The 24,673-nt window shown below is 28.8% G+C and carries 25 protein-coding genes; 14 read left to right on the forward strand and 11 right to left on the reverse strand.

Annotated features, from left to right (window positions below):
• The first annotated feature begins 62 nt into the window (after positions 1 to 62).
• Entirely contained in the window at positions 63 to 977 is a 915-nt protein-coding gene (locus ASKIR_RS08865) for a L,D-transpeptidase (protein WP_066351363.1), read from the forward strand.
• A gap of 8 nt (positions 978 to 985) precedes the next feature.
• On the opposite strand, the gene ASKIR_RS08870 is transcribed toward ASKIR_RS08865, so the two are convergent.
• Together ASKIR_RS08870 and ASKIR_RS08875 are read right to left on the reverse strand one after the other, a co-directional pair.
• Complete coding sequence (locus ASKIR_RS08870) at positions 986 to 1,924, reverse strand: D-2-hydroxyacid dehydrogenase (protein WP_066351366.1); 939 nt, start codon at positions 1,922 to 1,924, stop codon at positions 986 to 988.
• A 14-nt stretch (positions 1,925 to 1,938) separates the two neighbouring features.
• On the reverse strand, positions 1,939 to 2,913 hold the full coding sequence (locus ASKIR_RS08875) for a hypothetical protein (protein WP_066158770.1): 975 nt from the start codon (positions 2,911 to 2,913) through the stop codon (positions 1,939 to 1,941).
• A gap of 172 nt (positions 2,914 to 3,085) precedes the next feature.
• On the opposite strand from ASKIR_RS08875, the gene prpB reads away from it, so the two are divergent.
• The 5 genes from prpB to ASKIR_RS08900 all read left to right on the forward strand — a co-directional run bounded on the left by prpB (position 3,086) and on the right by ASKIR_RS08900 (position 10,415).
• The gene (gene prpB / locus ASKIR_RS08880) at positions 3,086 to 3,973 is read left to right on the forward strand and encodes a methylisocitrate lyase (RefSeq protein ID WP_066158767.1); all 888 of its coding nucleotides are present in this window, start codon (positions 3,086 to 3,088) and stop codon (positions 3,971 to 3,973) included.
• 48 nt (positions 3,974 to 4,021) lie between these two features.
• Positions 4,022 to 5,131 (forward strand): citrate/2-methylcitrate synthase, encoded by a 1,110-nt coding sequence (locus ASKIR_RS08885; RefSeq protein WP_066158764.1) that lies wholly within the window; start codon positions 4,022 to 4,024, stop codon positions 5,129 to 5,131.
• Between the two features lie 69 nt (positions 5,132 to 5,200).
• A complete protein-coding gene (gene acnD, locus ASKIR_RS08890) occupies positions 5,201 to 7,792 on the forward strand; it encodes a Fe/S-dependent 2-methylisocitrate dehydratase AcnD (RefSeq protein ID WP_066351368.1) in 2,592 nt (863 codons plus the stop codon).
• A 220-nt stretch (positions 7,793 to 8,012) separates the two neighbouring features.
• Positions 8,013 to 9,191 (forward strand): 2-methylaconitate cis-trans isomerase PrpF, encoded by a 1,179-nt coding sequence (gene prpF, locus ASKIR_RS08895; protein WP_115588141.1) that lies wholly within the window; start codon positions 8,013 to 8,015, stop codon positions 9,189 to 9,191.
• 3 nt (positions 9,192 to 9,194) lie between these two features.
• Positions 9,195 to 10,415 (forward strand): murein transglycosylase domain-containing protein, encoded by a 1,221-nt coding sequence (locus ASKIR_RS08900; RefSeq protein ID WP_115588140.1) that lies wholly within the window; start codon positions 9,195 to 9,197, stop codon positions 10,413 to 10,415.
• A gap of 6 nt (positions 10,416 to 10,421) precedes the next feature.
• On the opposite strand, the gene pyk is transcribed toward ASKIR_RS08900, so the two are convergent.
• The gene (gene pyk, locus ASKIR_RS08905) at positions 10,422 to 11,903 is read right to left on the reverse strand and encodes a pyruvate kinase (RefSeq protein ID WP_115588139.1); all 1,482 of its coding nucleotides are present in this window, start codon (positions 11,901 to 11,903) and stop codon (positions 10,422 to 10,424) included.
• A 123-nt stretch (positions 11,904 to 12,026) separates the two neighbouring features.
• Here pyk and thiS point away from each other — a divergent pair, with 123 nt between their 5' ends.
• From thiS to mqnE, 6 genes are all read left to right on the forward strand, one after another.
• Positions 12,027 to 12,227, forward strand: coding sequence for a sulfur carrier protein ThiS (gene thiS / locus ASKIR_RS08910; protein WP_066161830.1), 201 nt, complete (start codon positions 12,027 to 12,029; stop codon positions 12,225 to 12,227).
• Between the two features lie 2 nt (positions 12,228 to 12,229).
• Positions 12,230 to 12,562 carry a YraN family protein gene (locus tag ASKIR_RS08915; RefSeq protein ID WP_066161832.1) on the forward strand — a complete coding sequence of 111 codons (333 nt, stop codon included), beginning with the start codon at positions 12,230 to 12,232 and terminating at the stop codon, positions 12,560 to 12,562.
• 157 nt (positions 12,563 to 12,719) lie between these two features.
• The gene (locus tag ASKIR_RS08920; RefSeq protein ID WP_066356589.1) at positions 12,720 to 13,823 is read left to right on the forward strand and encodes an aminotransferase class I/II-fold pyridoxal phosphate-dependent enzyme; all 1,104 of its coding nucleotides are present in this window, start codon (positions 12,720 to 12,722) and stop codon (positions 13,821 to 13,823) included.
• The gene (locus tag ASKIR_RS08925; RefSeq protein WP_066351379.1) at positions 13,810 to 14,472 is read left to right on the forward strand and encodes a carbonic anhydrase; all 663 of its coding nucleotides are present in this window, start codon (positions 13,810 to 13,812) and stop codon (positions 14,470 to 14,472) included. The genes ASKIR_RS08920 and ASKIR_RS08925 overlap by 14 nt, the downstream gene beginning before the upstream one ends.
• Complete coding sequence (locus tag ASKIR_RS08930) at positions 14,453 to 14,773, forward strand: hypothetical protein (protein WP_066161843.1); 321 nt, start codon at positions 14,453 to 14,455, stop codon at positions 14,771 to 14,773. Before ASKIR_RS08925 ends, ASKIR_RS08930 begins: the two co-directional genes overlap by 20 nt.
• A 6-nt stretch (positions 14,774 to 14,779) precedes the next feature.
• Complete coding sequence (mqnE, locus tag ASKIR_RS08935) at positions 14,780 to 15,841, forward strand: aminofutalosine synthase MqnE (protein WP_066356591.1); 1,062 nt, start codon at positions 14,780 to 14,782, stop codon at positions 15,839 to 15,841.
• 16 nt (positions 15,842 to 15,857) lie between these two features.
• Here mqnE and ASKIR_RS08940 read toward each other — a convergent pair whose 3' ends face one another.
• Genes ASKIR_RS08940 through ASKIR_RS08955 form a run of 4 tightly spaced genes read right to left on the reverse strand, consistent with a single transcriptional unit; the run spans position 15,858 to position 19,615 of the window.
• Entirely contained in the window at positions 15,858 to 17,423 is a 1,566-nt protein-coding gene (locus ASKIR_RS08940) for a hypothetical protein (protein WP_066409131.1), read from the reverse strand.
• A 14-nt stretch (positions 17,424 to 17,437) separates the two neighbouring features.
• Positions 17,438 to 18,049 (reverse strand): lysophospholipid acyltransferase family protein, encoded by a 612-nt coding sequence (locus ASKIR_RS08945; RefSeq protein ID WP_115588138.1) that lies wholly within the window; start codon positions 18,047 to 18,049, stop codon positions 17,438 to 17,440.
• Positions 18,049 to 19,353 carry a tRNA (N6-isopentenyl adenosine(37)-C2)-methylthiotransferase MiaB gene (gene miaB, locus ASKIR_RS08950; protein ID WP_115588137.1) on the reverse strand — a complete coding sequence of 435 codons (1,305 nt, stop codon included), beginning with the start codon at positions 19,351 to 19,353 and terminating at the stop codon, positions 18,049 to 18,051. Before miaB ends, ASKIR_RS08945 begins: the two co-directional genes overlap by 1 nt.
• Before the next feature lie 19 nt (positions 19,354 to 19,372).
• Positions 19,373 to 19,615: an HP0268 family nuclease gene (locus ASKIR_RS08955; protein ID WP_066351399.1), complete on the reverse strand. Its 243-nt coding sequence runs from the start codon at positions 19,613 to 19,615 to the stop codon at positions 19,373 to 19,375.
• A gap of 152 nt (positions 19,616 to 19,767) precedes the next feature.
• Between ASKIR_RS08955 and nusA the strand changes: the two genes are divergently transcribed.
• Together nusA and cysS are read left to right on the forward strand one after the other, a co-directional pair.
• Positions 19,768 to 20,940: a transcription termination factor NusA gene (nusA, locus tag ASKIR_RS08960; RefSeq protein WP_066409121.1), complete on the forward strand. Its 1,173-nt coding sequence runs from the start codon at positions 19,768 to 19,770 to the stop codon at positions 20,938 to 20,940.
• Between the two features lies 1 nt (position 20,941).
• Complete coding sequence (cysS, locus tag ASKIR_RS08965; RefSeq protein ID WP_115588136.1) at positions 20,942 to 22,342, forward strand: cysteine--tRNA ligase; 1,401 nt, start codon at positions 20,942 to 20,944, stop codon at positions 22,340 to 22,342.
• Positions 22,343 to 22,415: 73 nt separating this feature from the next.
• On the opposite strand, the gene rpsR is transcribed toward cysS, so the two are convergent.
• From rpsR to holA, 4 genes are all read right to left on the reverse strand, one after another.
• Complete coding sequence (rpsR, locus tag ASKIR_RS08970) at positions 22,416 to 22,682, reverse strand: 30S ribosomal protein S18 (protein ID WP_066161867.1); 267 nt, start codon at positions 22,680 to 22,682, stop codon at positions 22,416 to 22,418.
• Between the two features lie 14 nt (positions 22,683 to 22,696).
• The gene (ssb, locus tag ASKIR_RS08975) at positions 22,697 to 23,212 is read right to left on the reverse strand and encodes a single-stranded DNA-binding protein (RefSeq protein ID WP_066161870.1); all 516 of its coding nucleotides are present in this window, start codon (positions 23,210 to 23,212) and stop codon (positions 22,697 to 22,699) included.
• A 21-nt stretch (positions 23,213 to 23,233) separates the two neighbouring features.
• Positions 23,234 to 23,590, reverse strand: coding sequence for a 30S ribosomal protein S6 (gene rpsF / locus ASKIR_RS08980; protein WP_066161872.1), 357 nt, complete (start codon positions 23,588 to 23,590; stop codon positions 23,234 to 23,236).
• An 84-nt stretch (positions 23,591 to 23,674) separates the two neighbouring features.
• Positions 23,675 to 24,661 (reverse strand): DNA polymerase III subunit delta, encoded by a 987-nt coding sequence (gene holA / locus ASKIR_RS08985; protein WP_066161875.1) that lies wholly within the window; start codon positions 24,659 to 24,661, stop codon positions 23,675 to 23,677.
• Between the last annotated feature and the right edge of the window lie 12 nt (positions 24,662 to 24,673).

The raw sequence follows: 24,673 nt of genomic DNA on the forward strand, positions 1-24,673 counted from the left end.
AGTTTTAAAATGGTTCACATTTTATCATAAATAAATAAAATATAAAAAAATAGGGAATCTTTATGAAAATATTAATTTTATCAATACTTTCAATCAATTTTTTATTTGCAAATATTACAAACTATACAATTAGAGTTTGTGTTACATCTACACTTGAATATGCAAAAGCTTGTCAAAATAAAATTGAAAAAAGTATGAAAGAAAAGGCTTTTATAGTTAAAAAAAACAATAGATATTTTACAAATTTAAATATCTTTGATAATTTAGAAAAAGCAAAAGAGAGTTTAAAAAATGGATCTTCTTATTTAAAAGAGCAAAAAGCATATCCAAAATTGTTAACTGAAGATATTTTAAATGAACTAAACAATAATAAATCTTTTATAGATTTAGATCAAAATAATATTTTAGAAGATTTATACAATGTTAGTTTAAAAGAGTTTGATAATCAAAAAAACAACTCAAAAAATAGCCTAAAAAATAGAAAAAGAGCTATAAACAATTTTGATTTTGATGAGTTAATTTTAAAAGTTGATTCACAAAATAATATTATGGAACTTTTTGCTAAAAAGAGTAATGAAGAGATACTTCTAAGAAGTTATGTCGTTTCAACTGGAAAAAATAGTATCAAAAAACCTCAAGGTCTTGGTTTTATTACAGAAATATCTTTAAATCCTGTTTGGTATCCAACATCTGATACTAAAAAAAGTTTTGCCAAAAGAGGAATTATCTTGCCAGATGTAGTTCCTCCAAACCATAAATATAACTATATGGGTGAAGCAAAATTAAATCTATCTCATATTGTTGATGGGAACTCTACTTATAGAATTCATGGAACTTTAAATGAAAACACTCTTGGATATAGTGTTAGTGCTGGATGTATTAGAATGAAAAATGAAGAGGTTGTTGAACTTGCAAATTTAATAGAGGATTTCTCTATTATTTATGGTTTGCATAAGGTAAAAGTAATACTATCTTAAAGTGGTTACTAGTAACCACTCTGTTTTAAAAACTCTTCAATATTTAAAGCAACTTTCTCAACCAATCTTTTTCTAGCTTCAACACTAGCCCAAGCTATATGAGGAGTTAAAAGTAATCTTTGTTTATTTACTACTTTTAAAAGTGGATTATCTTTTGCTATTGGCTCCAAACTTAAAACATCTAAACCACACAAAATATCTCTTTGGTCTAGTATTTTTGCTAAATCCTCTTCATTTATAATTCCACCACGACCTAGATTTAGTAAAATTGCTCCATCTTTTAGCATATTTAGCTCTTTATATTTTAATAAATCTTTTGTTTTTTCATTTAAAGGTGCATGAATTGAGACAATATCGCTTGTTTTTAATAACTCTTCCAAACTTAAACTTTTATACTCGCTATTTTTATTTTCACCACTTGTAGAGTAGTAAACAACTTCACAGTTAAAAGCTTTTGCTTTTTTTGCAAAATCTCTACCAATCTCACCAAGACCAATAATTCCAACTCTTTTATTATCAAGTTCATAAAATGGCATATCAATATGTGTAAAAATATCACTATTTTGCCAATTACCATTATCTACATAATTTTTGTAGTAGTTTAATTTTTGAACAAAATATAAAATCATAGAGAATCCAAGTTGAACAACACTGCTTGTTGAGTATCCAGCAACATTTTTAACCACAATATTTGAATCTTTTGCATAATTTAAATCAACATTATTTGTGCCTGTTGCAGTTATACAAATTAGTTTTACTTTAGAGTTCTCTAACTCATCTTTTCCTACATAAACCTTATTTGTTAAGATAATATCAGCATCTTTTATTCTACTTTTTGTCTCATCTTTTTTTGTAACATCATACGATGTAACACTACCAAATTTGTTAAAAATTGAAACATCTATATCAAATCCTAATGTTTTTCTATCCAAAATTACTATTTTCATATTTAATCCTTTCATTATCTTCTATGCGAAGTTTTTGGTAAACTAACCTGCTTTTGTAAATCTATACTTAAATTATTGTAAAAAAGCTCTCCATAATTTGTCTCTCTATTGATTGTCTCATAAGCTTGAGTAATCGTGTTATTGTATTTGAGTGCATCTTGAAGTATCTTTAAAATTTTCACAGAATCCAAAAAATTTACATGAGATGGAGCTTCTATTGGTGAGCTATAGTATTTATGCATTCTTTCTACTAAATTTTTATTTCTTATTTCAATAAATACCGACTCAATTGGTGATTTAAAAAATAGAATCTTATTTTTTACATTTATAGATATATATGTTGTCTCCATCCCATATATTTTTCTAGAGAATGAGTCAAAAAGAAACAATTTTTTATTATAATTATTATTAAAAAGCTCATACATAAGCTCTAAAATCTTTATTTTTTCATCTTTTGTAAAAAAATTTCCAATACTTGCAAAACAAAAACTTAAAACTGATTTTATAGAGTACCACTCTGTTGTATCATAGTCATATCTTAACATTTGATCAATTCTCTCTTGCTTTAGCTCTTCAATATCAGGGCTTGTAGATGTTTTATAAACTCTTCTAACAGCACTATCTCTATACATAGGACCTGGAAACTGAGCTTGAATTACAAATCTTCTATTTTTTTCATGCTCTATTATATATTGCAATCTTCCTTTATAATCCTCATCAATAATTCTTACCTCTTTTTGAGGAATTAAAGTGATTGATTTTAAAAACTCTTCACCATAACAAGCATCTTCCCAAATATATTCAGGGTATCTAAACTCTTTACAAATTTTTGCTTTAATTTCACTACTTATTTCAATACCACTAACTCTATCAATCCATGATGTTATAGTTCTTCTATCTTTATCAATTAAACTAGCAAATTTAGATATACTAAGATTTGATCTATTGTAAATCTCTATAAATTTATCTATTGAATTTTTAAAATCCATAAGCTCCCTTTAATAATTTTTTTGCATATTGTACAAAAAAAACACATAAAAACAACTTTTGTACATTTTAAAAATATTGTATAAAAATTGTAGTTTTGGATTATAAAATAGTACATACAAAAGAAATCAAAATCGATATAATTTTTGGACAATATTTTTAAAGGATATAGAAATGACAAGTGCAGGAAAAAAATTCAGAGAAGCCCTAAAAGCTTCAAGTCCACTACAAATTGTTGGAACAATTAATGCGTACCAAGCATTACAGGCAACAAAAGTAGGACACAAAGCAATCTACTTAAGTGGTGGAGGAATTGCAAATGCTTCTTATGGTTTACCAGACTTAGGTATGACAATGATTGAAGATGTTTGTATTGATATTAGAAGAGTTACTTCTATTTGTGATACACCACTAATTGTTGATGCAGATACAGGTTGGGGACATGCATTTAATGTGGCTAGAACTGTTAAAGAGTTTATTAGAAGTGGTGCTGCTGGAATGCATATTGAAGATCAAGTTGCTGCTAAAAGATGTGGTCATAGACCAAATAAAGAGTTAGTATCTACTGAAGAGATGTGTGATAGAATCAGAGCTGCTGTTGATGCTAAAAAAGAGTTAGACCCAGATTTCTATATTATTGCAAGAACTGACGCACATGCTAGTGAAGGTCAAGCTGCTGCAATTGCTAGAGCTAAAGCTTATGTTGAAGCTGGTGCTGATGCTATTTTTGCTGAAGCTGTACATACTTTAAAAGAGTATAAAGAGTTTACAGATGCTATGACTGTACCAGTTTTAGCAAATATTACAGAGTTTGGAGCAACTCCTTTATTTACAACTGAAGAGTTGGCAAGTGTTGGAATTGCAATGGTTCTTTACCCACTTTCAGCATTTAGAGCAATGAATAAAGCTGCATTAAATGTTTACCAAGAGTTAAAAGATAAAGGAACTCAAGAGGGTGTTATTAATACAATGCAAACAAGAATGGAGTTATATGATATGTTAAACTACCACTCTTATGAGCAAAAAATGGATGAACTATTTTCAAAAGGAAAAGCTAAGTAATTAGCTTTTACAATAAAAATTTAATATAGATATTACTAAGGAGAATTTATGAGCGGATTAGCAGGAGTTACAGCTGGACAATCAGCTATTTGTACATGCGGTTTAGGAAATGGTTTAAACTATAGAGGTTATGATATTGCAGACCTTGCTTTAAACACAGATTTTGAAGAGGTAGCATATCTATTATTAGTTGGTGAATTACCAAATGCTGCACAATTAAAAGATTTTAGAAGAAAAATAATTGCAGGTAGAGAGTTACCAATTTCAGTTAAAAATGTTTTAAAATCAATCCCAGCATCATCACACCCAATGGATGTTATGAAAACTGCAACAGCAGCACTAGGATGTGTTGAACCAGAAGCTGAAGATTTTTCTGATCAAATGGCTAAAATTATTAGACTTTTAGGAGCATTCCCATCATTTTTAGTTTACTGGCACCACTGGCACAAAAATGGTAAAGAGATTTGCCTAAAATCTGAAGAGACAACAATTGCTGGATTTATTTTAGAAAGACTTAAAGAGAAAAAGCCTCTAGCAGTTGAAGTAAAAGCTATGAATGCGATGCTTACACTTTATGCAGAGCATGAGTTCAATGCATCAACTTTTGCAAATAGAATTACAGCATCAACTCTATCAGACATCTACTCTTGTATGACAACAGGAATTGGGACATTAAAAGGTCACTTACATGGTGGAGCAAATGAAGTTGCTATTAAATTTGTACTTCAATTTGACAATGTTGAGCATGCACTTAAATCTGTTGATGAACTATTTGCTAAAAAAGAGAAAATTATGGGATTTGGACACAGAGTTTATAGAAATCTAGACCCAAGAAGCCCAGTTGGTTTTGAATTAGCAAAAGAGTTAAAAGAGTTAGAAACTTCAGATCCAAAACTATTTGATATTGCAACAGCAATTAGAGACAAAGTAAAAGCTGAAAAAGGTTTACCAGATAATATTGACTTCTTTGGCGGATTAATTTACCACTATATGGAAATTGAAAGACTTTACTATACACCATTATTTATTATGTCAAGAGCTGCTGGATGGGCTGCACATGCATTTGAACAAAGAGCTAACAATAGAATAATCAGACCAAGTTCTGAATACACAGGACCAGAGCCTAGAGCTTTTGTTCCTCTAAAAGATAGAAAATAATCTTTAAATTTAGGCTAAATTTAGCCTAAATTTTTTTTTATAATCAAATTTAAAAATATGGAAAATAAAATGACAAACGAAAAATATCTTAAACAATTAGATGGTTTAGATGTTAAATACTATGATGTAAAAAGTGCAGTTGAAGATATCACACCTGGTTCTTTTGCAAAACTTAACTACACATCAAGAGTATTAGCAGAAAACTTACTTAGAAAATGTCCTAGTGTTGATTTAAAAGATTCACTTATTCAATTAATAGAAAAAAGAACAGACAAAGATTTCCCTTGGTATCCATCAAGAGTTATCTGTCACGATATCTTAGGGCTTACAGCTTTCGTTGATTTAGCAGGGTTAAGAGAAGCAGTTGCAAGCAAAGGTGTAGATCCACAAAAAATTAATCCAGTTGTTCCAACTCAATTAATCGTTGACCACTCATTAGCAGTTGAGTGTGGTGGATTTGATCCAGATGCTTTCCAAAAAAATAGAGATATTGAAGATAGAAGAAATGCAGATAGATTTGATTTTATAAACTGGACTAAAAAAGCATTTGATAATGTTGATGTTATTCCTCCAGGAAATGGTATTATGCACCAAATTAATCTTGAGAAAATGTCTCCAGTTATTCATAATATTGATGGTATCGCATCTCCTGATACACTTGTTGGAACTGATTCACACACGCCTCATGTTGATGCTCTTGGAGTTATTGCTGTTGGAGTTGGTGGACTTGAAGCTGAAAATGTAATGCTTGGAAATCCATCTTATATGAGAGTTCCAGAAATCATTGGAGTTGAAATTACTGGTACTAGAGGAGCTGGAATTACGGCTACTGATATAGCTTTATCTTTAACTTCATTTTTAAGAGATAACAATGTTATTTCTGCATATTTAGAGTTCTATGGAAGCGGAATTAAATATCTTGATTTAGGAGATCGTGCAACTATTTCTAATATGACTCCTGAGTATGGTGCAAGTGCTGCTATGTTTGCTATTGATGATAGAACTATTGACTATTTAAGAATCACTGGAAGATCTCCTGAGCAAGTAAAATTAGTTGAAACTTATGCAAAAGCAAATGGTCTATGGGCAGATACTTTATCAGAAGCAACATATGCAAGAACAATTAAATTTGATTTAACAACTGTTACAAGAACATTAGCAGGTCCATCTCAACCACATAAACTTCTTCCTGTATCAGCTCTTGATGATAGAGGAATTGCTAAAAAAATCGAAATTTCAAATGATGTTATGCCAGATGGTGCGGTTTTAATTGCTGCTATTACATCATGTACAAACACATCAAATCCAAGAAACGTTGTTGCAGCTGGATTATTAGCTAAAAAAGCAAATGAGCTTGGATTAAGCAGAAAAAGATGGGTAAAATCTTCACTTGCTCCTGGTTCAAAAGTTTCTGAAATATATTTAAAAGATTCTGGTCTTTTAGGTGAATTAGAGAAATTAGGATTTGGAATTGTAGGTTTTGCTTGTACAACATGTAATGGTATGAGTGGTGCACTTGATCCAAAAATTGAAGCTGAAGCAACTGCAAGTGGTGTTTATACAACTGCTGTTTTATCAGGAAATAGAAACTTTGATGGAAGAATTCACCCATTTATTAAAGAGGCATTCCTAGCTTCACCTCCACTTGTAGTTGCATATGCACTTGCTGGAAGTATTAGAGTTAATATTGAAACAGGTGTTATTGGAATTGACAAAAATGGAAATGAAGTAAGACTTAAAGATCTTTGGCCAAGTGATGAAGAGATTGATGCAATTGTTTACAAATCTGTAAAACCAGAGATGTTTGCAAAAATATATGACCCAATGTTTGCAAAATCAGACAAAGGTGAAAAAGCTGAGCCATTTTATAAATGGGATGCAAAATCAACATATATTCAAAAACCACCATATTGGGAAGATGCATTTATGAGTATGCCAGCTCTTAAAAACTTAAGACCACTTGGAGTATTCCCAAATGATATTACAACAGACCACTTATCACCTTCAAATGCTATTCAAGCAAATAGTGCATCTGGTGAGTATTGTTTAAAAATGGGATTGCCACTTGAGGATTTAAACTCTTATGCAACACATAGAGGTGACCATAACACAGCTCTTAGAGCAACTTTAGCAAATCCAAAACTATATAATGAGATGGTTAAAGATGAGAATGGTAAAGTTAAACAAGGAAGCCTAACAAAAATTATGCCAGAAGGCAAAGAGTCAAGAATGTGGGAAGCAATAGAGACTTATATGGAAAGAAAACAACCATTAATTATCGTTGCTGGAACAAACTATGGTCAAGGAAGTTCAAGAGATTGGGCAGCTAAAGGTGTAAGACTTGCAGGTGTTGAAGTTGTAATTGCTGAATCAATTGAAAGAATTCATAGAACTAACCTTGTTGGAATGGGTGTTTTACCACTACAATTTAAAAAAGGTGATACAAGACACACTTACAACATAGATGGAACAGAGACATTTGATATCTTAGGAAACATTGAACCAAGAGGTGATTTAACAGTTTCTATGACTAGAGCAAATGGTGAAAAAGTAGAGTTCAAAGTAACTTGTAGATTAGATACAACTGCAGAAGTTGAAGTTTACAAAGCTGGTGGAATTTTACAAAAATTCGCAAAAGATGTTATTGCTGAAAATAAATAATACTTAAGCTCTTACTTTTCTTTTTACAAAGAAAAGTAACAAAAGATGTAATCCTGCTTTATGCAGGTAAAATCGGGACACCCGTTATTTTTTTAACGAAATTTATTTACAGAAATCTCTTTCCTAAAAAAACAAAGTGTCCCCTTTTTTAATTAAACAAACTAGATTTAGTAAAAGAATTTATTGATTTTTTTACTAAGTTTAAATTTTAGGAGAAAATATGAGTAGTTATAGACCACAAATAAGAGTAAAAGCAACATATATGAGAGGTGGAACTTCAAAAGGTACATTTTTTAATATAGCAGACCTTCCAAAAGAAGCACAAGAGGACAGAGTAAAAAGAGATAAACTTCTTCAAAGAATAGTTGGAAGTCCTGATATTTATAAACAACAAATGGATGGTATGGGAGGAGCAACTTCTTCTACTTCTAAAGCAATTTTAGTTGGTAAATCAACTGTTCCAAATCATGATGTTGATTACTATTTTGGACAAGTTGCAATTGACAAAGATTTTATGGATTGGAGTGGAAATTGTGGAAACTTAAGTTCAGCAGTTGGACCTTTTGCTATTCATGAAGGGCTTGTTGATAATGTTCCGCAAAATGGTGTTTGTTGTGTAAGAATTTGGCAAGCAAATATCAAAAAAACAATTCTTTGTTATGTAACAATGGTTGATGGACAAGTAAAAGAGATGGGAGATTACTATATTGATGGTGTTGCTTTTCCAGCAGAAGAGATTTTACTAGAATTTGCAGAACCTGTTGATCCAAGTGAAGAGTTATTTCCAACTGGAAATTTAGTAGATGATTTAGAAGTTCCAGGTATTGGAACATTTAAAGCAACTATGATTACTGCTGGAATTCCAACAATATTTTTAAATGCTGCTGATATTGGATACAAAGGAACAGAACTTCAAGCTGATATAAATAGTGATGCCCAAGCCTTAGCTAGATTTGAAAAAATAAGATCTTATGGTGCTTTAAAAATGGGTCTTATAAGTGATTTAAAAGAAGCAGAGACAAGACAACACACTCCAAAAATTGCTTTTGTAGCTCCAAAATCTGATTTTACTACTTCAAGTGGAAAAGAGGTAAAAGCTAGCGAAATTGACCTGCACGTACGTGCTTTATCTATGCAAAAACTTCACCATGCAATGATGGGAACAGCTTCAGTAGCTATTGGAGTTGCTGCTTGTATTGAAGGAACTTTAGTAAATATAGCTGCTGGTGGAGGTGAGAAAACTGCTGTTGAGTTTGGTCATCCATCTGGAACTTTAAAGGTTGGAGCAGTTATCAAAAAAGAGAACGGAAAATATATAGTTGATAAAGCTACAATGAGCCGAAGTGCAAGAATTATTATGAAGGGTGAAGTTTACGCACCCGCAAATATAATGGAATAAAAAATGAGAAAAATAACTCTTCTTGCCTTATTTATAGGTTTATTACAAGCAGAAAATTTTCAAGAGTATCAAAAAGAGCAAGAGAGTAATTTTCAAAAAAGAATAGACTCTTTTAATGCACAAAAAAATAGAGATTTAAACTCTTTTAATCTTTATAAAGAAAACTCTCTTAAAGAGTTTGAAGAGTATAAAAAGGCTCAACAAGAAGCTTTTGATGAGTTTAAAAACGAAGCATCAAAACTTTGGGAAGTTGCAAAAATGCCAACTGCAAAATCTTTAGTAAATTATACAGATGATAAAAAAACTAGAGGTGAAATAGATTTTGAAAATGAAAGAATTGTTGTTGAAACAATAGCAAGCTCTTATGAAGAGGCTAGTAAAAATTTAAAAAAAGAGTTAGCTCTTCTTGCAAGTATTGATACAGATGAGTTTAATCGTATAGATCCATTTGAAAAAAAACTATCAAATATAAAACCAAAAAGTAGTATTGTAAGCTCATCTTTAAAAAATGAGTCTATTTTATCAAATGTTATATTTGGTAAAAAACCAACAAATAAAGAGTTAAATCTCTATACAAATAAAAATATAAACAATCAAACAATAAAGGTACGAAATAATCCAAAAGTACCAAATCAAAAAGTTTATAGTGTAGTTGTAGCAATGCCAAGTGATGCCATGGTTAAAAAATCAAAAGAGTATGAAAGTGAAGTTACAAAACAGGGAAAAATACGAGAGATTCCAAAAAGTTTAATATTTGCAATTATGCACTCTGAAAGTAGTTTTAATCCAAAAGCAAGATCACATATCCCAGCTTTTGGTCTTATGCAAATAGTTCCAAGCTCTGCTGGAAGAGATGTTTATAATTTCTTATATAAAGAGGAAAAACTTGTAAGCGATACATATCTTTATAACTCAACAAACAATATAACAATGGGAACAGCATATTTACATATGTTATATTATAAATATCTATCAAGAATAACAAATGATGAAAGTCGTTTATATTGTGCAATTGCAGCTTATAATACAGGAGCTGGAAATGTTGCTAGAACTTTTTCAAAAACAACAAATATGGCAAATGCAGCACCAATAATAAACTCAATGACTCCAAAACAGGTCTATAATAAACTCTTAAAAGATTTACCTTATGATGAGACTAAAAACTATCTACAAAAAGTAACTGCTAGAATGCACTCTTATTCAGAAATTTATGGTAAGAACTAGATATCTCTAGCTCTTAGCCTCTTTTTTACTCTTCTTAGCTTTTTGTCTATTCTCTTTAAAGTTCATATAGTACTCTATTTCACTTGGTGTTAAAATTTTTATTGTATTTGTACTTCCTGGAAGTCCAACTGGATATCCAACTGTACAAATATACAATCCTTGTTTATTTAAAACACCATTTTTCTCTAATGTTCTTAACATCTTTTGAATCATTTTAGATGCCTGTGCTTCTTTAATTACAGCAACTGGTTCAACTCCCCAAATTGCAGTTAAAAGTGTCAAAGTCTCTTTATTGTGCGTAAATGTATAAAGTGGTGTTTTTGGTCTATATCTTGACATCTTTCTAGCAGAGTTTCCTGTACTTGTTAAAGATAAAATTCCACAAGCATTTAAATCATCAGCAAGTTTTGTAACTGTTGCTTGAATCACATCAAACTCATCTAAATATGGCAAAGAGTCTCTTTTTGTATGGTCATAAATTTTTTCTGTTTGGCTAATAATATTTTGCATAGTCTCAACAACATTTGTTGGATTATCTCCAACAGCACTCTCTTCAGAAAGCATTACAATATCAGTTCCATCTAAAACAGCATTTGCAACATCTGAAATCTCAGCTCTTGTTGCTCTTTCATTCTGAGTCATAGACAGAAGCATTTGAGTTGCAGTAATTACAGGGATTCCTCTTTCATTTGATTTTTTAATCAACATTTTTTGAATAGTAGGAACATCATAATAAGGAACTTCAATTCCTAAATCTCCCCTTGCAACCATTATTCCATCACTATTATCCATAATCTCATCTATATTTGAAACAGCATCAAACTTCTCAATTTTTGCTATTAATTTTCCATTATAATTTCCTAGAAGCTTTCTTGCTCTTTTCATATCATTTGCATTTTGAACAAAAGAGATTGCAAAATAGTCAACTCTATTTTTAACTCCCCATGCAATATCAGCTTCATCTTTTTTTGTAATAACTTCAATATTTATAACAGTATTTGGAAAATTAACACCCTTTCTTGAACTTAATGTTCCAAAGTTTTCGATTTGAGCAACAACCTTTGGTTTAGTCTCAATAACTTTTGCTTTTATAACTCCATCATATAAATAGATATACTCATCTTTTTCTATTTTCTCTAAAATATATGGATAATTAATAGATACAACATACTCATTTTCAGATTTTTTATATCCAACAATCTCCTCTTTTTCAAAAGTTATAGTATCTTTACTCTTTAAGTTAAACGGCTCTTTTAGCTCTCCAACTCTTATTTTTGGTCCAGAAATATCTTGTAAAATTCCTACAATTTTATTTTTATTTTTCATTGCAGTTCTAATATTATCAATTGTCTCTTGATGATACTCATGACTACCATGTGAAAAATTCAGTCTAAACATATTAGCACCAGCATCAATTAATCTTTCAATCATCTCTAAACTATTGCTTGCAGGTCCTAAAGTTGCTAAAATTTTTGTCTTTTTTTGCATTTAATCTCCTTTAAATATGAGATTATACTCTTTTATTTGTTACTCTTTAGTTACAGATGGTGTAAACCAACTATTAAGAATTTTATGAGTATAATTTCTTCCCATTTTTTAAAGGAAGAGAGTTTGGAAGTAATAATAAACGGTAAATTACAAAAAATAGAGAGTAATTTAACACTAGAAGAGATAATAAAAAATTTAAAAAATATTGATGAAATTATGGCTTGTGCAGTTAATATGGATATTGTAAAAAGAGATGAATGGTGCAATTATATACCACAAAAAAATGATACTATTGAACTTTTAACTTTCGCTACAGGTGCATAAATATGAGTAGAGCTAAGGGAGATTTTGCAGAAGAAAGAGCAGTTTTTTTTCTGCAAGAGCTTGGCTTTACAGTTGTAGAGACAAATTTTTATGCAAAAAAAATAGGCGAAATTGATATTATTGCAATAAAAGATGGTGTTTATCACTTTTGTGAAGTAAAATCAGGTGAAGATTATGAAACTGCAATATCAAATCTAACAAATTCTAAGTTATCAAAAGTAAAAAGAAGTGCTCTTTACTATTTACAAATTAAAAATTTAGATGTTAATTTTTGTATTGATGCAATAGTTGTAAATGAAGATAGAATAGAGTTTTTAGAGAATATAACTTTATAAAAATAGCCAAAGATGAAGGTCGCAAAAACATCTTTGGCTTGTTTTAGTGTACTTTGAAATACAAAAAAGATTTTACAATCTTGTAATAGCAAAAAACTAGCATTTTAAAAATTTAATCAATTTTTAGCTATTATATCTATTAATTAATGGAGTGAATTTGTATAAAAAAGAGCTTGAAGCAATAGAAAAAGCAAATAGAACAAGAAATAGAGTTCTATTTAATAATCAATTATTAGATTTAGCATCAAATGACTATTTAGGATTAGCAAAAAATAGAAAACTTTTTGAAAAAGCATATAAAAGAGTTTTAAAAAACAACTACTTTGCACCAAAAGCATCAATGCTTGTAAATGGTTATTCAAAAATTCATAAAGATTTTGAAAAAAAACTCTCTTTTGCAAATGGTTTTGAAGATGCAATTATTGTTGGAAGTGGTTTTTTAGCAAATATCTCTTTGCTAGAAGCGCTGGTTCGAAAAGGTGATATGCTTTTTATTGATGAAGAGTATCATGCAAGTGGTATTTTAGCCTCAAAACTTTTAGATAAAAATCAAGTAGTTACATTTTTGCATAATGATGAGAAAGATTTAGAAAATAAAATTTTATCATCAAATAACAGTGGAAGAAAGATTATTGCAATAGAGGGTGTTTACTCTATGAGTGGTAATTTAGCAAAAAAAGAGATTTTTGAAATAGCCAATAAATACAAGGCTATTTTAGTGGTAGATGAAGCTCATAGTTCTGGAGTAATTGGAGATAATCTTTTAGGAATTTTTGATTTTTATAATATAAAAATTGAAAAAAATCATATAAAAATGGGGACTTTAGGAAAAGCTTACGGCTCTTATGGAGCATATATATTAGCCTCAAAAGATATCATAAAATTTTTAGAAAATAGAGCAAAACCGATTATATATTCAACAGCTCCTTCACTTTTTGACACAGCCCTTGGATTGGAATCTTTAAAATATATTTTAAATAACAAGCAAAAACTAAAACAAAAAATTAATAAAAACTTAAGTATAATCCAAAGCTATTTAGGAATAGATTCAAAATCACTTATTATTCCAATATTAGTAAATGATAATAAAAAAGTTTTAAAGATCCAAAAGAGCTTAAAAAAGAGTGGATTTTTAGTTGGAGCAATAAGGCAACCAACAGTTAAAAGTGCTATTATTAGACTTATTGCAAAAATCGATATTAGTAACAATAAGTTAAAAAGCGTTTGTAAATTGATAAAGGAATTAAATGCAGATAAATGATTTAATAAAGGGTAATAAAAAATTTAGAGAAGTTAGATTTTCTAAATATGAAGCAGATTTAAAACAGCTTGCAGACACAGGACAGCATCCAGAGATTTTATTTATTGGTTGTAGCGATAGTAGAGTGACACCTGATTTGGTTCTTGATACAAAACCAGGTGATATGTTTATTTTAAGAAATGTTGGAAATTTTGTGCCACCTTATAATCCTGATGAGGATTTTCATGGAACAAGTGCTGTTATTGAATATGCTGTAAATATTTTAAATGTAAAACATATTATAGTTTGTGGACACTCTCATTGTGGAGCTTGTAAGAGTCTATATCAAGATTTAGGAGATTCTCCTGATTTAGTAAATATTAAAAAGTGGTTAGAGCTTGGGAAAAAAGCCAAAGAGTACACACTTTTAGCAACTTTAAACAAAAATGATAAAGAACAAATTTACAGAACAACAGAGAAGGTTTCAATTGTATATCAAATGGAAAACCTTTTAACATTTCCCTATATTGTACAAAAAATAAAAGAGGGAAAACTTCAAATTCATGGTTGGTATTACAAAATTGAAGATGGTAATATAGAGTATTATGATGGAAATGATTGTTCTTTTAAACCAATACAAGAGTATCAAAATGAATCAACAACAAACTAGAAAACTACCTAAAAAAACTGTAATAACTATATCAATTATAGTTATTCTTGGAATTTTAACTTTTGTAACTCTTCAAACTCTAAAAGTTGAAAAATTTAGTGAAGTTTTATTTGAACTTGATCATAAAAATATAAAAAATCTAAAAGTTGTAAATAAACAAAGTGTTGAAGATATGCAAACAAAGTTTAAAACTACTGTTTATAAAGTTGTTTTTGATGATTTAGATTTAAATAAAAACTGTATTGGTTTTATTTATAGAGATAAAAATGGAAACTATATCAAAGATATAGATTGTAAGTAGGAAATTATGACTTTAGAAGAGAAATTAGAGAAAAATATTAGATTAGATTTTGAAGATGGGGTAAAACTTTATGATTTGGATGTTATTACTTTAGGGTATTATGCAAATAAAATAAGAGAGCAAAAACATCAAAAAAAAACATATTTTAATATAAATAGGCACATTAACCCAACAAATATCTGTAAAGATGTTTGCCAATTTTGTGCATATAGTGCTACAAGAAAAAATCCAAATCAATATACTCTAACTCATGAAGAGATGATACAAACTGTTAGAGACTCATCAAAAAATGGAATTAAAGAGGTTCATATAGTTTCAGCGCACAATCCTCACACTGGACTACAGTGGTACATGGATATTTTTAAAAAAATAAAAAAAGAGTTTCCATCAATTCACATAAAAGCCTTAACAGCAGCTGAAATTCATTTTTTAAGTAGTGAATACAACTTAAGCTATGAAGAGCTTATTGATACTATGATTCAAAGTGGTGTTGACTCTATGCCAGGTGGTGGAGCTGAAATTTTTGATGAGAAGATTAGAAAAAGAATTTGTGGTGGAAAGGTTAGTAGTGAAGATTGGTTGAAAATTCATGAACTTTGGCACAAAAGAGGTAAAAAAAGTAATGCAACAATGCTTTTTGGACATATAGAATCTAAAGAGCATAGAGTTGACCATATTTTAAGATTAAGAGAGCTTCAAGACAAAACAGGTGGTTTTAATGCATTTATTCCTCTTGTATTTCAAACAGAAAATAACTACTTAAAAGTAAAAGAACCAATAACTGCAAATGAGATTTTAAAAACCTATGCAATATCAAGACTACTTCTTGATAATATTCCAAATATAAAAGCATATTGGGCAACTTCAACAGTAAAATTAGCACTTATTGCTCAAGAGTTTGGTGCAAATGATGTTGATGGAACTATTGAAAAAGAGTCAATTCAAAGTGCAGCTGGAGCTGCTAGTAAAAATGGGGTTTCTGTAGGTGAATTTATTGATTTAATAAAAAACTCTGGATTTATACCAGTTGAAAGAGATAGTATTTATAATGAGTTAAAAATATATTAAAAGAGAAGATTAAAATTTAATCTCTCTTTTGAAAATAGTCTAAATAAAATTTAATCTCTATTCCATCTTCTTGATTATTTTGCATAAGAATAGGAAAACTTAAGTTTATAGAGTACAACTCTTCATTTAACTTAGCTATTAAATCAAAGAACTCTTGAGGATTTGAATTATTAATTTTCGCACTAAATGTTAGCTTATTTAACTCATCTACTCTCTCTTGTTTTACAAAAACTATCTCACTATTTTGAGTTAAAAGTATTTGTAGATGCTCTTTTATCTCATCAATTGTAAATATATCATCACTCATATACTCTATTTTTATAGATTTTTTCATAGAATCTAAAGAGTCTATTTCATTTTCAAAGCTCAAATTTACACTAAAATCCTCAGGATTATTATCTAGCTTATTCATTTTATAATTTTTATAAATTCCACTAAGTGAACTTGTAAATAGTTTTAAATTTGTATCATCTTTTACCAAAACTTCAAGCTCTAAACTATTTTTATCTAGTTTCATTGAGTTAATCATCACTTTTTGCGGAACTGTTTGAAATATATTTTGAATCTTTTGAGCAAATAACTCATTTGCTTCTACATGATTTGGAAGATTAATCTCTACTTTTTTCTCTTTTTTAATTAAATCTAGTTGTTGTGCAAGATTAATAAAGTTTATATCTTTGAATACATAATATGCACCATAAATCAGAAATGCAAATAAAAATACTAAAATAATATATCTTGGATCATTTTTTACTTTTTTAGCTCTTGGTTTTACAAAACTATTAACTCCTAAATTCTCTTTAGTTAAAATATCTAGCTCTTTATCAATATCAACAGTAAAATCATCAATTTTTAGTTTTAACTCTTGACTTAAACTATTTATCTGCTCTTTTGATAGATTTTTTAATGGTAAAAGCAAAGATATTTTTTGAACAAAAATATCATCTCTTTGTTTGTGAAATGTTAAAAGGACATTTTGTAAAATATTATTTAACTCAAGATAATAAAGCTCATCAAAAAGTTTTTGACCCTCTATATCATTTTCATAAAAATGTGTCTTTTTAACCGTATCAAAACTAAGCAATGGAATAACTTCGTTATAGATAATATTACTATGCTTATCAACTATTAAAATATAAGCTCTACTATTATAAATAAATACTATTAGTTCACTTTTTGGTGTATGTCTAATTATATGTTGCTTCATTATGTGAAATGCTGAATATATAAAATCTATTCCACAAGATGCAAAATAGTTTTTAGTCTCAAATAAAGTAGTATCAAGAACAACAATATCATGTCTTAAATCAAAATCAATAATCGTACAATCTTTTACTTTAGCACTTTTTTTAGGAACAATTTTTGTAGTATCACTCAATAATAAAGTGCTTAAATATGACTCCTGTGATGTTTGAATGGCATTTAATTTTTGTGAAATATTTGAAGGAATTATATCCTCATCTACTAAATATGTTGAACTTGAAACTTTTATAGGAGTATCTTTTTTAAATTTTTTTTGTTCTATTTTTAGCTGATTGTTTTGCTTTATAAGATTTATAAACAGAGTATCTTTTTTAAACATTTTTATTTCCTAAATTAATCTAAAGAGTGAATTAACATCTTATCTTTTATAACTTTTTTTGCTTCATCTAGCTCCAAATTATCTACACTAAAGGGTTCGCTTATATAAAAATCAATCCTACCAAAAGGTTTTGGAAGAATAAATTTATCCCATGAGTTAAATTGCCAATACTTTGTAGGAATCGCATTAAAACATCTAATCTTTTTTCCACTTTTTTGTGCAATCGCAACAATACCATCTGCAATACTGTATCTAGGACCTCTTGGACCATCAGGAGTAATTGCTATATCGTTTCCATTTTTTAACTCTTTTAATGCACTTATTAAGACTTTAGCTGCACCTTTTGAAGATGATCCTCTAATAGAACCTATATTAAAGTTTTCAACCAATTTAGAAATAATTTCACCATCTCTATTTTCACTAATCATAGCCTTTACAATACCATTTTTTTTAAATGCAAAGTAATTATATGGTTGTGACATCAAATCTGCATGCCACATTGAAATTATAAAAGGTTCTTTATCATCATTTGGATGGTGATAAACTTTTTTGTTTGTAGCATATATAAACTTTACTAAATAATATAAAATTTTAGGAGCAAATCTTTTTTTAAATTTTTTCCACATTATGCTACAACTTCTCCTTTTAGTGATGTTCTTGTTGCTTCTGTTATTTTTACATCTACAAACTTACCTAAAAGCTCATCACTTCCTTTTGCAAAAACTAAAAAGTAGTTATCTGTATATCCACTTACTTCACCATTTGGTTTTAGACTCTCAATTAAAACATTTACAGTCTCTCCAACCATTTTTGGCATAGTTTGTTCTAAATGTCTTTTATGAAGCTCTATTAACTCTTCAAGTCTTGCACTTCCAACCTCATCAGAAACTTCAATATCTTTTAAAGCAAGTGCTTTTGTGTTTGGCCGTGCTGAGTATTTAAAGTTAAATATTTGATCAAATTTAACTTGATTTACAACATCAATAGTATCACTAAAATCCTCATCACTCTCACCTGGGAAAGCGACAATAATATCTGTTGTAATTCTAAGTTCTGGAATAAGCTCTCTTAATCTAAATGCTCTATTTAAAAACCACTCTTTTGTATATCCTCTTTTCATAGCTTTTAAAATAGAGTTTGAACCACTTTGAAGTGGCATATGAATACATTTTGAAATTTTAGGATTTCTTGCAAACTCCTCTATAAACTCATCATCCATATGTAAAGGATGAGGAGATGTAAATCTTATTCTTTTAAGTTTCTCTATTTTTGAAATATCTTGGAGAAGTTTTGTAAAACTATATTTATCTGAGCTATTACTAAATCTTTTTCCATAAGAGTTTACATTTTGTCCCAAAAGCATAACTTCAACAGCACCATTATCAACAGCTTTTTGTATTTGTGAAACTATCATAAAAGGAGGAATAGATATCTCTTCTCCTCTTGTGCTTGGAACTATACAATATGTACACTCTTTGTCACAACCAACAGATATATTAACACTTGTTCTATAATTATTTGTTTTTGGTGTTGCAAAATCATATTGTGAATCATCATTTTCAATACTAATTTCAACGGCACCTTTTATATCAACTACATCTTTGATTTTTGATATATTTCTAGCTCCTAATACAAAATCTACATATGGTGCTCTTTTTATTATATCTTGACCTAAATGCGATGCAGTACATCCACAAACTCCAATTTTAGCACCCTCTTTTTTCTTTTTGTTAAATTGTCCAATTTCAGAAAAAAGTTTTTGAACAGGTTTTTCTCTAACAGAGCAAGTGTTTATGATTATTAAATCTGCATCTTCAATATTTTGTGTAGCTGTATAACCTTTATGTTTTTCAAGTTCAGCTTGTATATGTTTACTATCGGTGTCATTCATTTGACACCCTAAAGTTTGTATAAATAGTTTTTTACTCATATTTTATATACTCAAAAAATTAAAGAGCATGAACCTCATACATATACTCATCATCTGCTAAACCATACTTTATCTCTCTAAAGTAGATATTAAAACCCTCTTTTTCTAAAGATTCAACTAAAGCCATCATATCTTTGTGTGAGTTGTCTCTATCAAAATAAAAAATCTTCTGAGCCTCTTTTTTTAGTTCATCTTTAATCTTATCTAATTGAACTTTTTTTGGCTTCTCATTTAATTCATTTCTAGCAAGTAGTAATTCCATTTATTAAACCTTTTTTTTATAATTAATCGGACATTTTATTCAATAATTGCTTTAATTTCTATAAAAGGTAAATTAGATATACTATTGCTCTAAAACTTGCATTGAAAATCAAACTCACCATTTCAATGTTAAAAACAAATAAAGGTACATTTATGGATAAAATAATTGATATTTTAGACTCTATTGCTTATGAAAAGGGTCTTAAAATTACTGATGTAGAAGCAGCTTTAAAAGAGGCTTTAATAAAAACTGCTCAAAAAATGGTTGACCACTCTTTGATATTTGATGCAAAAATAGATAGAGCAAATAAAAAATTAATTCTTTTTCAAAAAATTGAAGTGGTTGCAAATGATGACAAGAAGCTTCAAGATGGTTGTGTTGATAGTGAAGGAAAACCTTTAAATAAAGAGAATTTTATATCAATAGATGAAGCTAAAGCTATAAATAGTGATTTAGAACTTGGAGATTTTTTAAGCTATGAATTAGAGTTTGAAAATATGGGAAGAAATGCAGCTGTTATTCTTTCAAGCAATTTTGAATATAGACTTCAAAGATTTATTGAAGAAAATATTATGGCAAAATATAAAGAAAAAGTAGGAAAAACTGTATCTGCTGTAGTTACAAGAATTGATAAAGCTGATAATACTTTTATTGAAATTGGTGAAATCAAAGGTATCTTACAAAGAAAAAATAGAATAAAAGGTGAAAAATTTAAAGTAGGAGATACTTTAAAAGCTGTTGTAAGAGGTGTAAATATTGATAAAAACTTAGGTTTAATAGTTGATTTATCACGAACTAGTCCTAAATTTTTAGAAAATCTATTAACAGTTGAAGTTCCTGAGCTTAAAGATGAAAAAATTATAATAGAGGCAAGTGCTAGAATTCCAGGAACTAGATCTAAAATTGCGCTTAACTCTTTAAGTCCTACAATTGATGCTATTGGTGCTGTTGTTGGAGTAAAAGGGGTTAGAATAAACTCTGTTTCAAAAGAGCTAAATGGAGAAAATATTGATTGTGTTGAGTATTCAAGTACACCTGAAATATTTATTGCAAGAGCTTTAAGTCCAGCAATTGTAAATAGTGTAGTTGTTGAAACTGAGCCTAAAAATGGTGAAAAAGGTAAAGCTATTGTAACAATAAATAGTGAACAAAAATCAAAAGCAATTGGAAAAGAGGGACTTAATATTAGATTAGCTTCTATGCTTACAAAATATGATATTGAGATTAAAGAGGTTGGTAGTACAAACATAAATTTAAATGATAATGAGACAAAAAAAGAAGAGACAAAATCTGATGTTTCATCACTAGAGGCACTATTTAAATAGTATGGAAAAGATATTTTTATTTGATTCATCAAAAAAAGAAAAAGTTGAATTTAAATCAATAAAAGATGGTATTGTAAAAATATATGTTTGTGGTCCAACTGTTTATGACAACTCTCATCTAGGACATGCTAGAAGTGCTATTGCTTTTGATCTTCTTCATAGAGTTTTAAAACTAAACGGATATGAAGTTATTATGACAAAGAATTTTACTGATATTGATGATAAAATTATCAAAAAAATGAATCAAAGTGGTAAAAGTCTAGAAGATATTACAAGTTTTTATATAGATTTATATAAAAAAGATATGGAAGCTTTAAATGTTTTACCAAACTCATTAGAACCAAAAGCCACTTTAAATCTTGAAGCCATGAAGAATATGATTGAAAATTTAATCAAAAAAGATATTGCATATAAAACACAAACTAGTGTATATTTCGATGTTTCAAAAGATAAATTATATGGTAGTTTATCAAATAAAATAAGTGAAGATTCAAAAGCCAGAGTTGAAGGTGATATTGAAAAAAGAAATAGTGCAGACTTTGCACTTTGGAAGTTTGAAAAAAGTGATGATGTAGCATTTGAATCAAGCTTTGGTAAAGGAAGACCTGGTTGGCATATAGAGTGTAGTGCTATGATTAAAAAACATCTAGCTTATAGTGACGAACCATATCAAATAGATATTCACTGTGGTGGTGCTGATTTACTATTTCCTCACCATGAAAATGAGGCTAGTCAAACAAGATGCGATAGTGGACAAAATCTAGCTAAGTATTGGCTTCATAATGGTTTTGTAAATATAAATGGCGAGAAAATGAGTAAATCTTTAGGAAACTCATTTTTCTTAAAAGATGTTTTAAAATCTTATAGCGCAGAGGTTGTAAGATACTATTTGTTAAGTGCAAAATATCAAGCTGATATAAACTTTAATGAAGAGGATTTAATAACTTCTAAAAGAAGATTAGACAAGCTTTATAGATTAAAAAAGAGAATTTATGGTATTGAATCAAAACTACAAGATAAAATTTTTGAAAATAGTTTATTAAAAGCTTTAAATGATGATATTAATACTCCAGTTGCATTGTCTATTATTGATGAATTTATAAATAACTCAAATGATAAATTAGATTTAAATCCTAAAGATAAAAATCTAAAACAAACTATTGTTTCAAATATAGCTTATATTGAAAAAGCTTTAGGAATTGGTGGAAGTGATGCTTTTGCTTATTTTCAATTTGGAGTTGATGAAGAGTTAAAAAATCAAATAGATTCACTTTTAAAACAAAGAGCTGAAGCTAAAATAGATAAAGATTTTATAAAAGCTGATGCAATAAGAGATGAGTTAAATAGAGTTGGAATATCTATTATGGATAATATAAATGGAACTGTTTGGGAAAAATTATAAGATTTTAAAAAAATTTTAATTTAAAAGTTTTAAGCTTAACAAACGAAACTTTTGTTTCGTTTGTAATCATTTATTATAAAAATGATTTTGAGTAAGCTGTATCTGTAAGATTTTGAGTATCTACAACATAAGGAACAAGTGCCATGTGTCTTGCTCTTTTAATTGCTTTTTCTACCATTTCTTGAGCATTTTTAGAGTTTCCTGTAAGTCTTCTTGGCATAATTTTACCTCTTTCACTCATAGAAATTTTTAAAAGCTCGATGTTTTTATAATCAATAAAATCAACTTTCATCTCTGTATATTTACAAGATTTTTTTCCATATTTTCTTTTTTCTGACATATTATCTCCTTTTTCTAAAACGGTATTTCGTCATCAATATCAATTTCAGGAATATTTGAAGCCTTATTTGGCTTCATAGCTCCACCACCATAGTTATCATAAGAAGGTTGTTCATAATCTTTAGGTGCTTGTACACCATAGTTGTTTTGGTTTGAATTACCATAAGATTGAGACTGGTTGTTATATCCAGAGCCTTCATTTGAACCCTTACTATCTAGCATCTTCATCTCATCAACCCTTAAAGTGTGTCTATTTTTAGTAGATCCATCTTGAGCTGTCCAAGATTCATAAACTAGTCTTCCTTCAAGTAAAACTTTTGAACCTTTTCTTAAGTACTGATTAGCAACTTCTGCAATTCTGCCAAAAATATTAAACTCCAAAAAGCAAACTTCCTCTTTTTGGCTTCCATCTTGTGCTTTATATTTGTATGAAGTTGCAATAGAACTTCTAGCAACTGCCGCACCACTTGGAAGATATTTAAGTTCAATATCTCTTGTAAGATTTCCTACCATTATTACTTTATTGTACATAAAAGGCTCCTTGTTTTAAGATTATTTTGCTGCTTTTTTAAGAGCGTCGTCGCTCATTTTTGTCCAAGAAGCAATCTCTTTTTTACTCTCATATTTAATAAAAATAAATCTTACTAAGTTTTCATTATTTTTATAATTTCTCTCGATTTCTGCAAGTGAAGCAGCTGGAGCTTTAAAATAGATTACATAGTAGTAACCCCTTTTTTGTTTAGCTATTTCATAAGCCAACTCTTTAATACCAATATTATCTGTAGAAACAATTTCTGCACCATTTTTTTCAAATAGAGCTTTAATTCCTTCAAGCTGTGCTACAGTCTCTTCTTCAGTTAATGTAGGCTTTAAAATAAACATTGTTTCATAATGTTTTAATTTAGACATTCGTTCTCCTTTTAGATTCTGCCGATTTTCTTTACACTTCCTAGACCTATCAGCAAGGATTATTTTTTTGTAAAGTGTGAGATTTTATCTAAATAAAGCTGTAAATTTTCTTATACTTGATTGTAAAAAAAGAGATGGATTTGAAATTCTTTTAGAATTTTTTAGGTCAAGTTCTAAATTTAATAAAAAATCATATATTTTTAAGAATTTTTTAGGATTTGTGTTTATTGCAAGTCTTGCTTTTTTTTCCCAAATATCTTTTGGAGGATTAAATCCTAATATCTCAATAGCATTTGGCGCTCCAAAGCTTCTAGCATAAGAGCTTATTAAAAAAAGTTGATGAACAAATTGAGTAATTTGATTTACAATAAAAACACTATCCATCCCCTCTTCTAAAAGTAGATCTAAATCAGAAGTTACATCTTTGAAGCTTAAAAGTTCATGTAAAAAATTATCAAAGTTTACAAGCCCAAGTCCAAAACAGTGAATATCAACATCTTTTGAAGTTATTTTATCATTTAATATTTTTAATTTATTCAAATCATTTACACAAAGATTTAAATCACCTTTATGCATAAAAAATAGATGATTTAATGCACTTTTTTCAAAATCAAGTCCAATAATTTTTGCTTCATTCTCTAAATATGTTATTGCTTCGCTATCTTTTAAAGGAAAAAATCTAACAAAAGCTGAATTAGTTTTAGTATTAAAACTACTCTCCATAGATTTAAAATCAGCATCATCTCCAAAACATGCAACTATTAATGTACTATCTTGATTTGTACTTGCAGCTAAAACCAATGCATCTAACTCTTTTTTAGGAATTTTTTTTGCTATTTTTAGTAAGACTATATTTGATGATGAAAAAAGTGATGATTGAAGAAGTCTATTTTGAATATATTTAAAATTGTACTCATCATAATATATTTTTTCAATATCCTCATTTTTTGCAACTATTTTTGCAATAATAGACGAATAAAACTCCACCATAAATGTAGATTGTCCATAAAACATATATGAGCTAAATTTTTTGCCACTTTTTAAATATTTATCAAATTCACTTTTATACATAAATAAAATAGT

The organism is Aliarcobacter skirrowii CCUG 10374 (assembly GCF_003544835.1).
Classification (GTDB): Bacteria; Campylobacterota; Campylobacteria; order Campylobacterales; family Arcobacteraceae; genus Aliarcobacter; species Aliarcobacter skirrowii.

What these genes read in the sequence shown, in the direction of transcription:
- ASKIR_RS08865 (WP_066351363.1), top strand. Translation starts at nt 63, where the DNA reads ATGAAAATATTAATTTTATCAATACTTTCAATCAATTTTTTATTTGCA.
- ASKIR_RS08870 (WP_066351366.1), bottom strand. Translation starts at nt 1,924, where the DNA reads ATGAAAATAGTAATTTTGGATAGAAAAACATTAGGATTTGATATAGAT.
- ASKIR_RS08875 (WP_066158770.1), bottom strand. Translation starts at nt 2,913, where the DNA reads ATGGATTTTAAAAATTCAATAGATAAATTTATAGAGATTTACAATAGA.
- prpB (WP_066158767.1), top strand. Translation starts at nt 3,086, where the DNA reads ATGACAAGTGCAGGAAAAAAATTCAGAGAAGCCCTAAAAGCTTCAAGT.
- ASKIR_RS08885 (WP_066158764.1), top strand. Translation starts at nt 4,022, where the DNA reads ATGAGCGGATTAGCAGGAGTTACAGCTGGACAATCAGCTATTTGTACA.
- acnD (WP_066351368.1), top strand. Translation starts at nt 5,201, where the DNA reads ATGACAAACGAAAAATATCTTAAACAATTAGATGGTTTAGATGTTAAA.
- prpF (WP_115588141.1), top strand. Translation starts at nt 8,013, where the DNA reads ATGAGTAGTTATAGACCACAAATAAGAGTAAAAGCAACATATATGAGA.
- ASKIR_RS08900 (WP_115588140.1), top strand. Translation starts at nt 9,195, where the DNA reads ATGAGAAAAATAACTCTTCTTGCCTTATTTATAGGTTTATTACAAGCA.
- pyk (WP_115588139.1), bottom strand. Translation starts at nt 11,903, where the DNA reads ATGCAAAAAAAGACAAAAATTTTAGCAACTTTAGGACCTGCAAGCAAT.
- ASKIR_RS08915 (WP_066161832.1), top strand. Translation starts at nt 12,230, where the DNA reads ATGAGTAGAGCTAAGGGAGATTTTGCAGAAGAAAGAGCAGTTTTTTTT.
- ASKIR_RS08925 (WP_066351379.1), top strand. Translation starts at nt 13,810, where the DNA reads ATGCAGATAAATGATTTAATAAAGGGTAATAAAAAATTTAGAGAAGTT.
- ASKIR_RS08930 (WP_066161843.1), top strand. Translation starts at nt 14,453, where the DNA reads ATGAATCAACAACAAACTAGAAAACTACCTAAAAAAACTGTAATAACT.
- mqnE (WP_066356591.1), top strand. Translation starts at nt 14,780, where the DNA reads ATGACTTTAGAAGAGAAATTAGAGAAAAATATTAGATTAGATTTTGAA.
- ASKIR_RS08940 (WP_066409131.1), bottom strand. Translation starts at nt 17,423, where the DNA reads ATGTTTAAAAAAGATACTCTGTTTATAAATCTTATAAAGCAAAACAAT.
- ASKIR_RS08945 (WP_115588138.1), bottom strand. Translation starts at nt 18,049, where the DNA reads ATGTGGAAAAAATTTAAAAAAAGATTTGCTCCTAAAATTTTATATTAT.
- miaB (WP_115588137.1), bottom strand. Translation starts at nt 19,353, where the DNA reads ATGAGTAAAAAACTATTTATACAAACTTTAGGGTGTCAAATGAATGAC.
- ASKIR_RS08955 (WP_066351399.1), bottom strand. Translation starts at nt 19,615, where the DNA reads ATGGAATTACTACTTGCTAGAAATGAATTAAATGAGAAGCCAAAAAAA.
- nusA (WP_066409121.1), top strand. Translation starts at nt 19,768, where the DNA reads ATGGATAAAATAATTGATATTTTAGACTCTATTGCTTATGAAAAGGGT.
- cysS (WP_115588136.1), top strand. Translation starts at nt 20,942, where the DNA reads ATGGAAAAGATATTTTTATTTGATTCATCAAAAAAAGAAAAAGTTGAA.
- rpsR (WP_066161867.1), bottom strand. Translation starts at nt 22,682, where the DNA reads ATGTCAGAAAAAAGAAAATATGGAAAAAAATCTTGTAAATATACAGAG.
- ssb (WP_066161870.1), bottom strand. Translation starts at nt 23,212, where the DNA reads ATGTACAATAAAGTAATAATGGTAGGAAATCTTACAAGAGATATTGAA.
- rpsF (WP_066161872.1), bottom strand. Translation starts at nt 23,590, where the DNA reads ATGTCTAAATTAAAACATTATGAAACAATGTTTATTTTAAAGCCTACA.
- holA (WP_066161875.1), bottom strand. Translation starts at nt 24,661, where the DNA reads ATGTATAAAAGTGAATTTGATAAATATTTAAAAAGTGGCAAAAAATTT.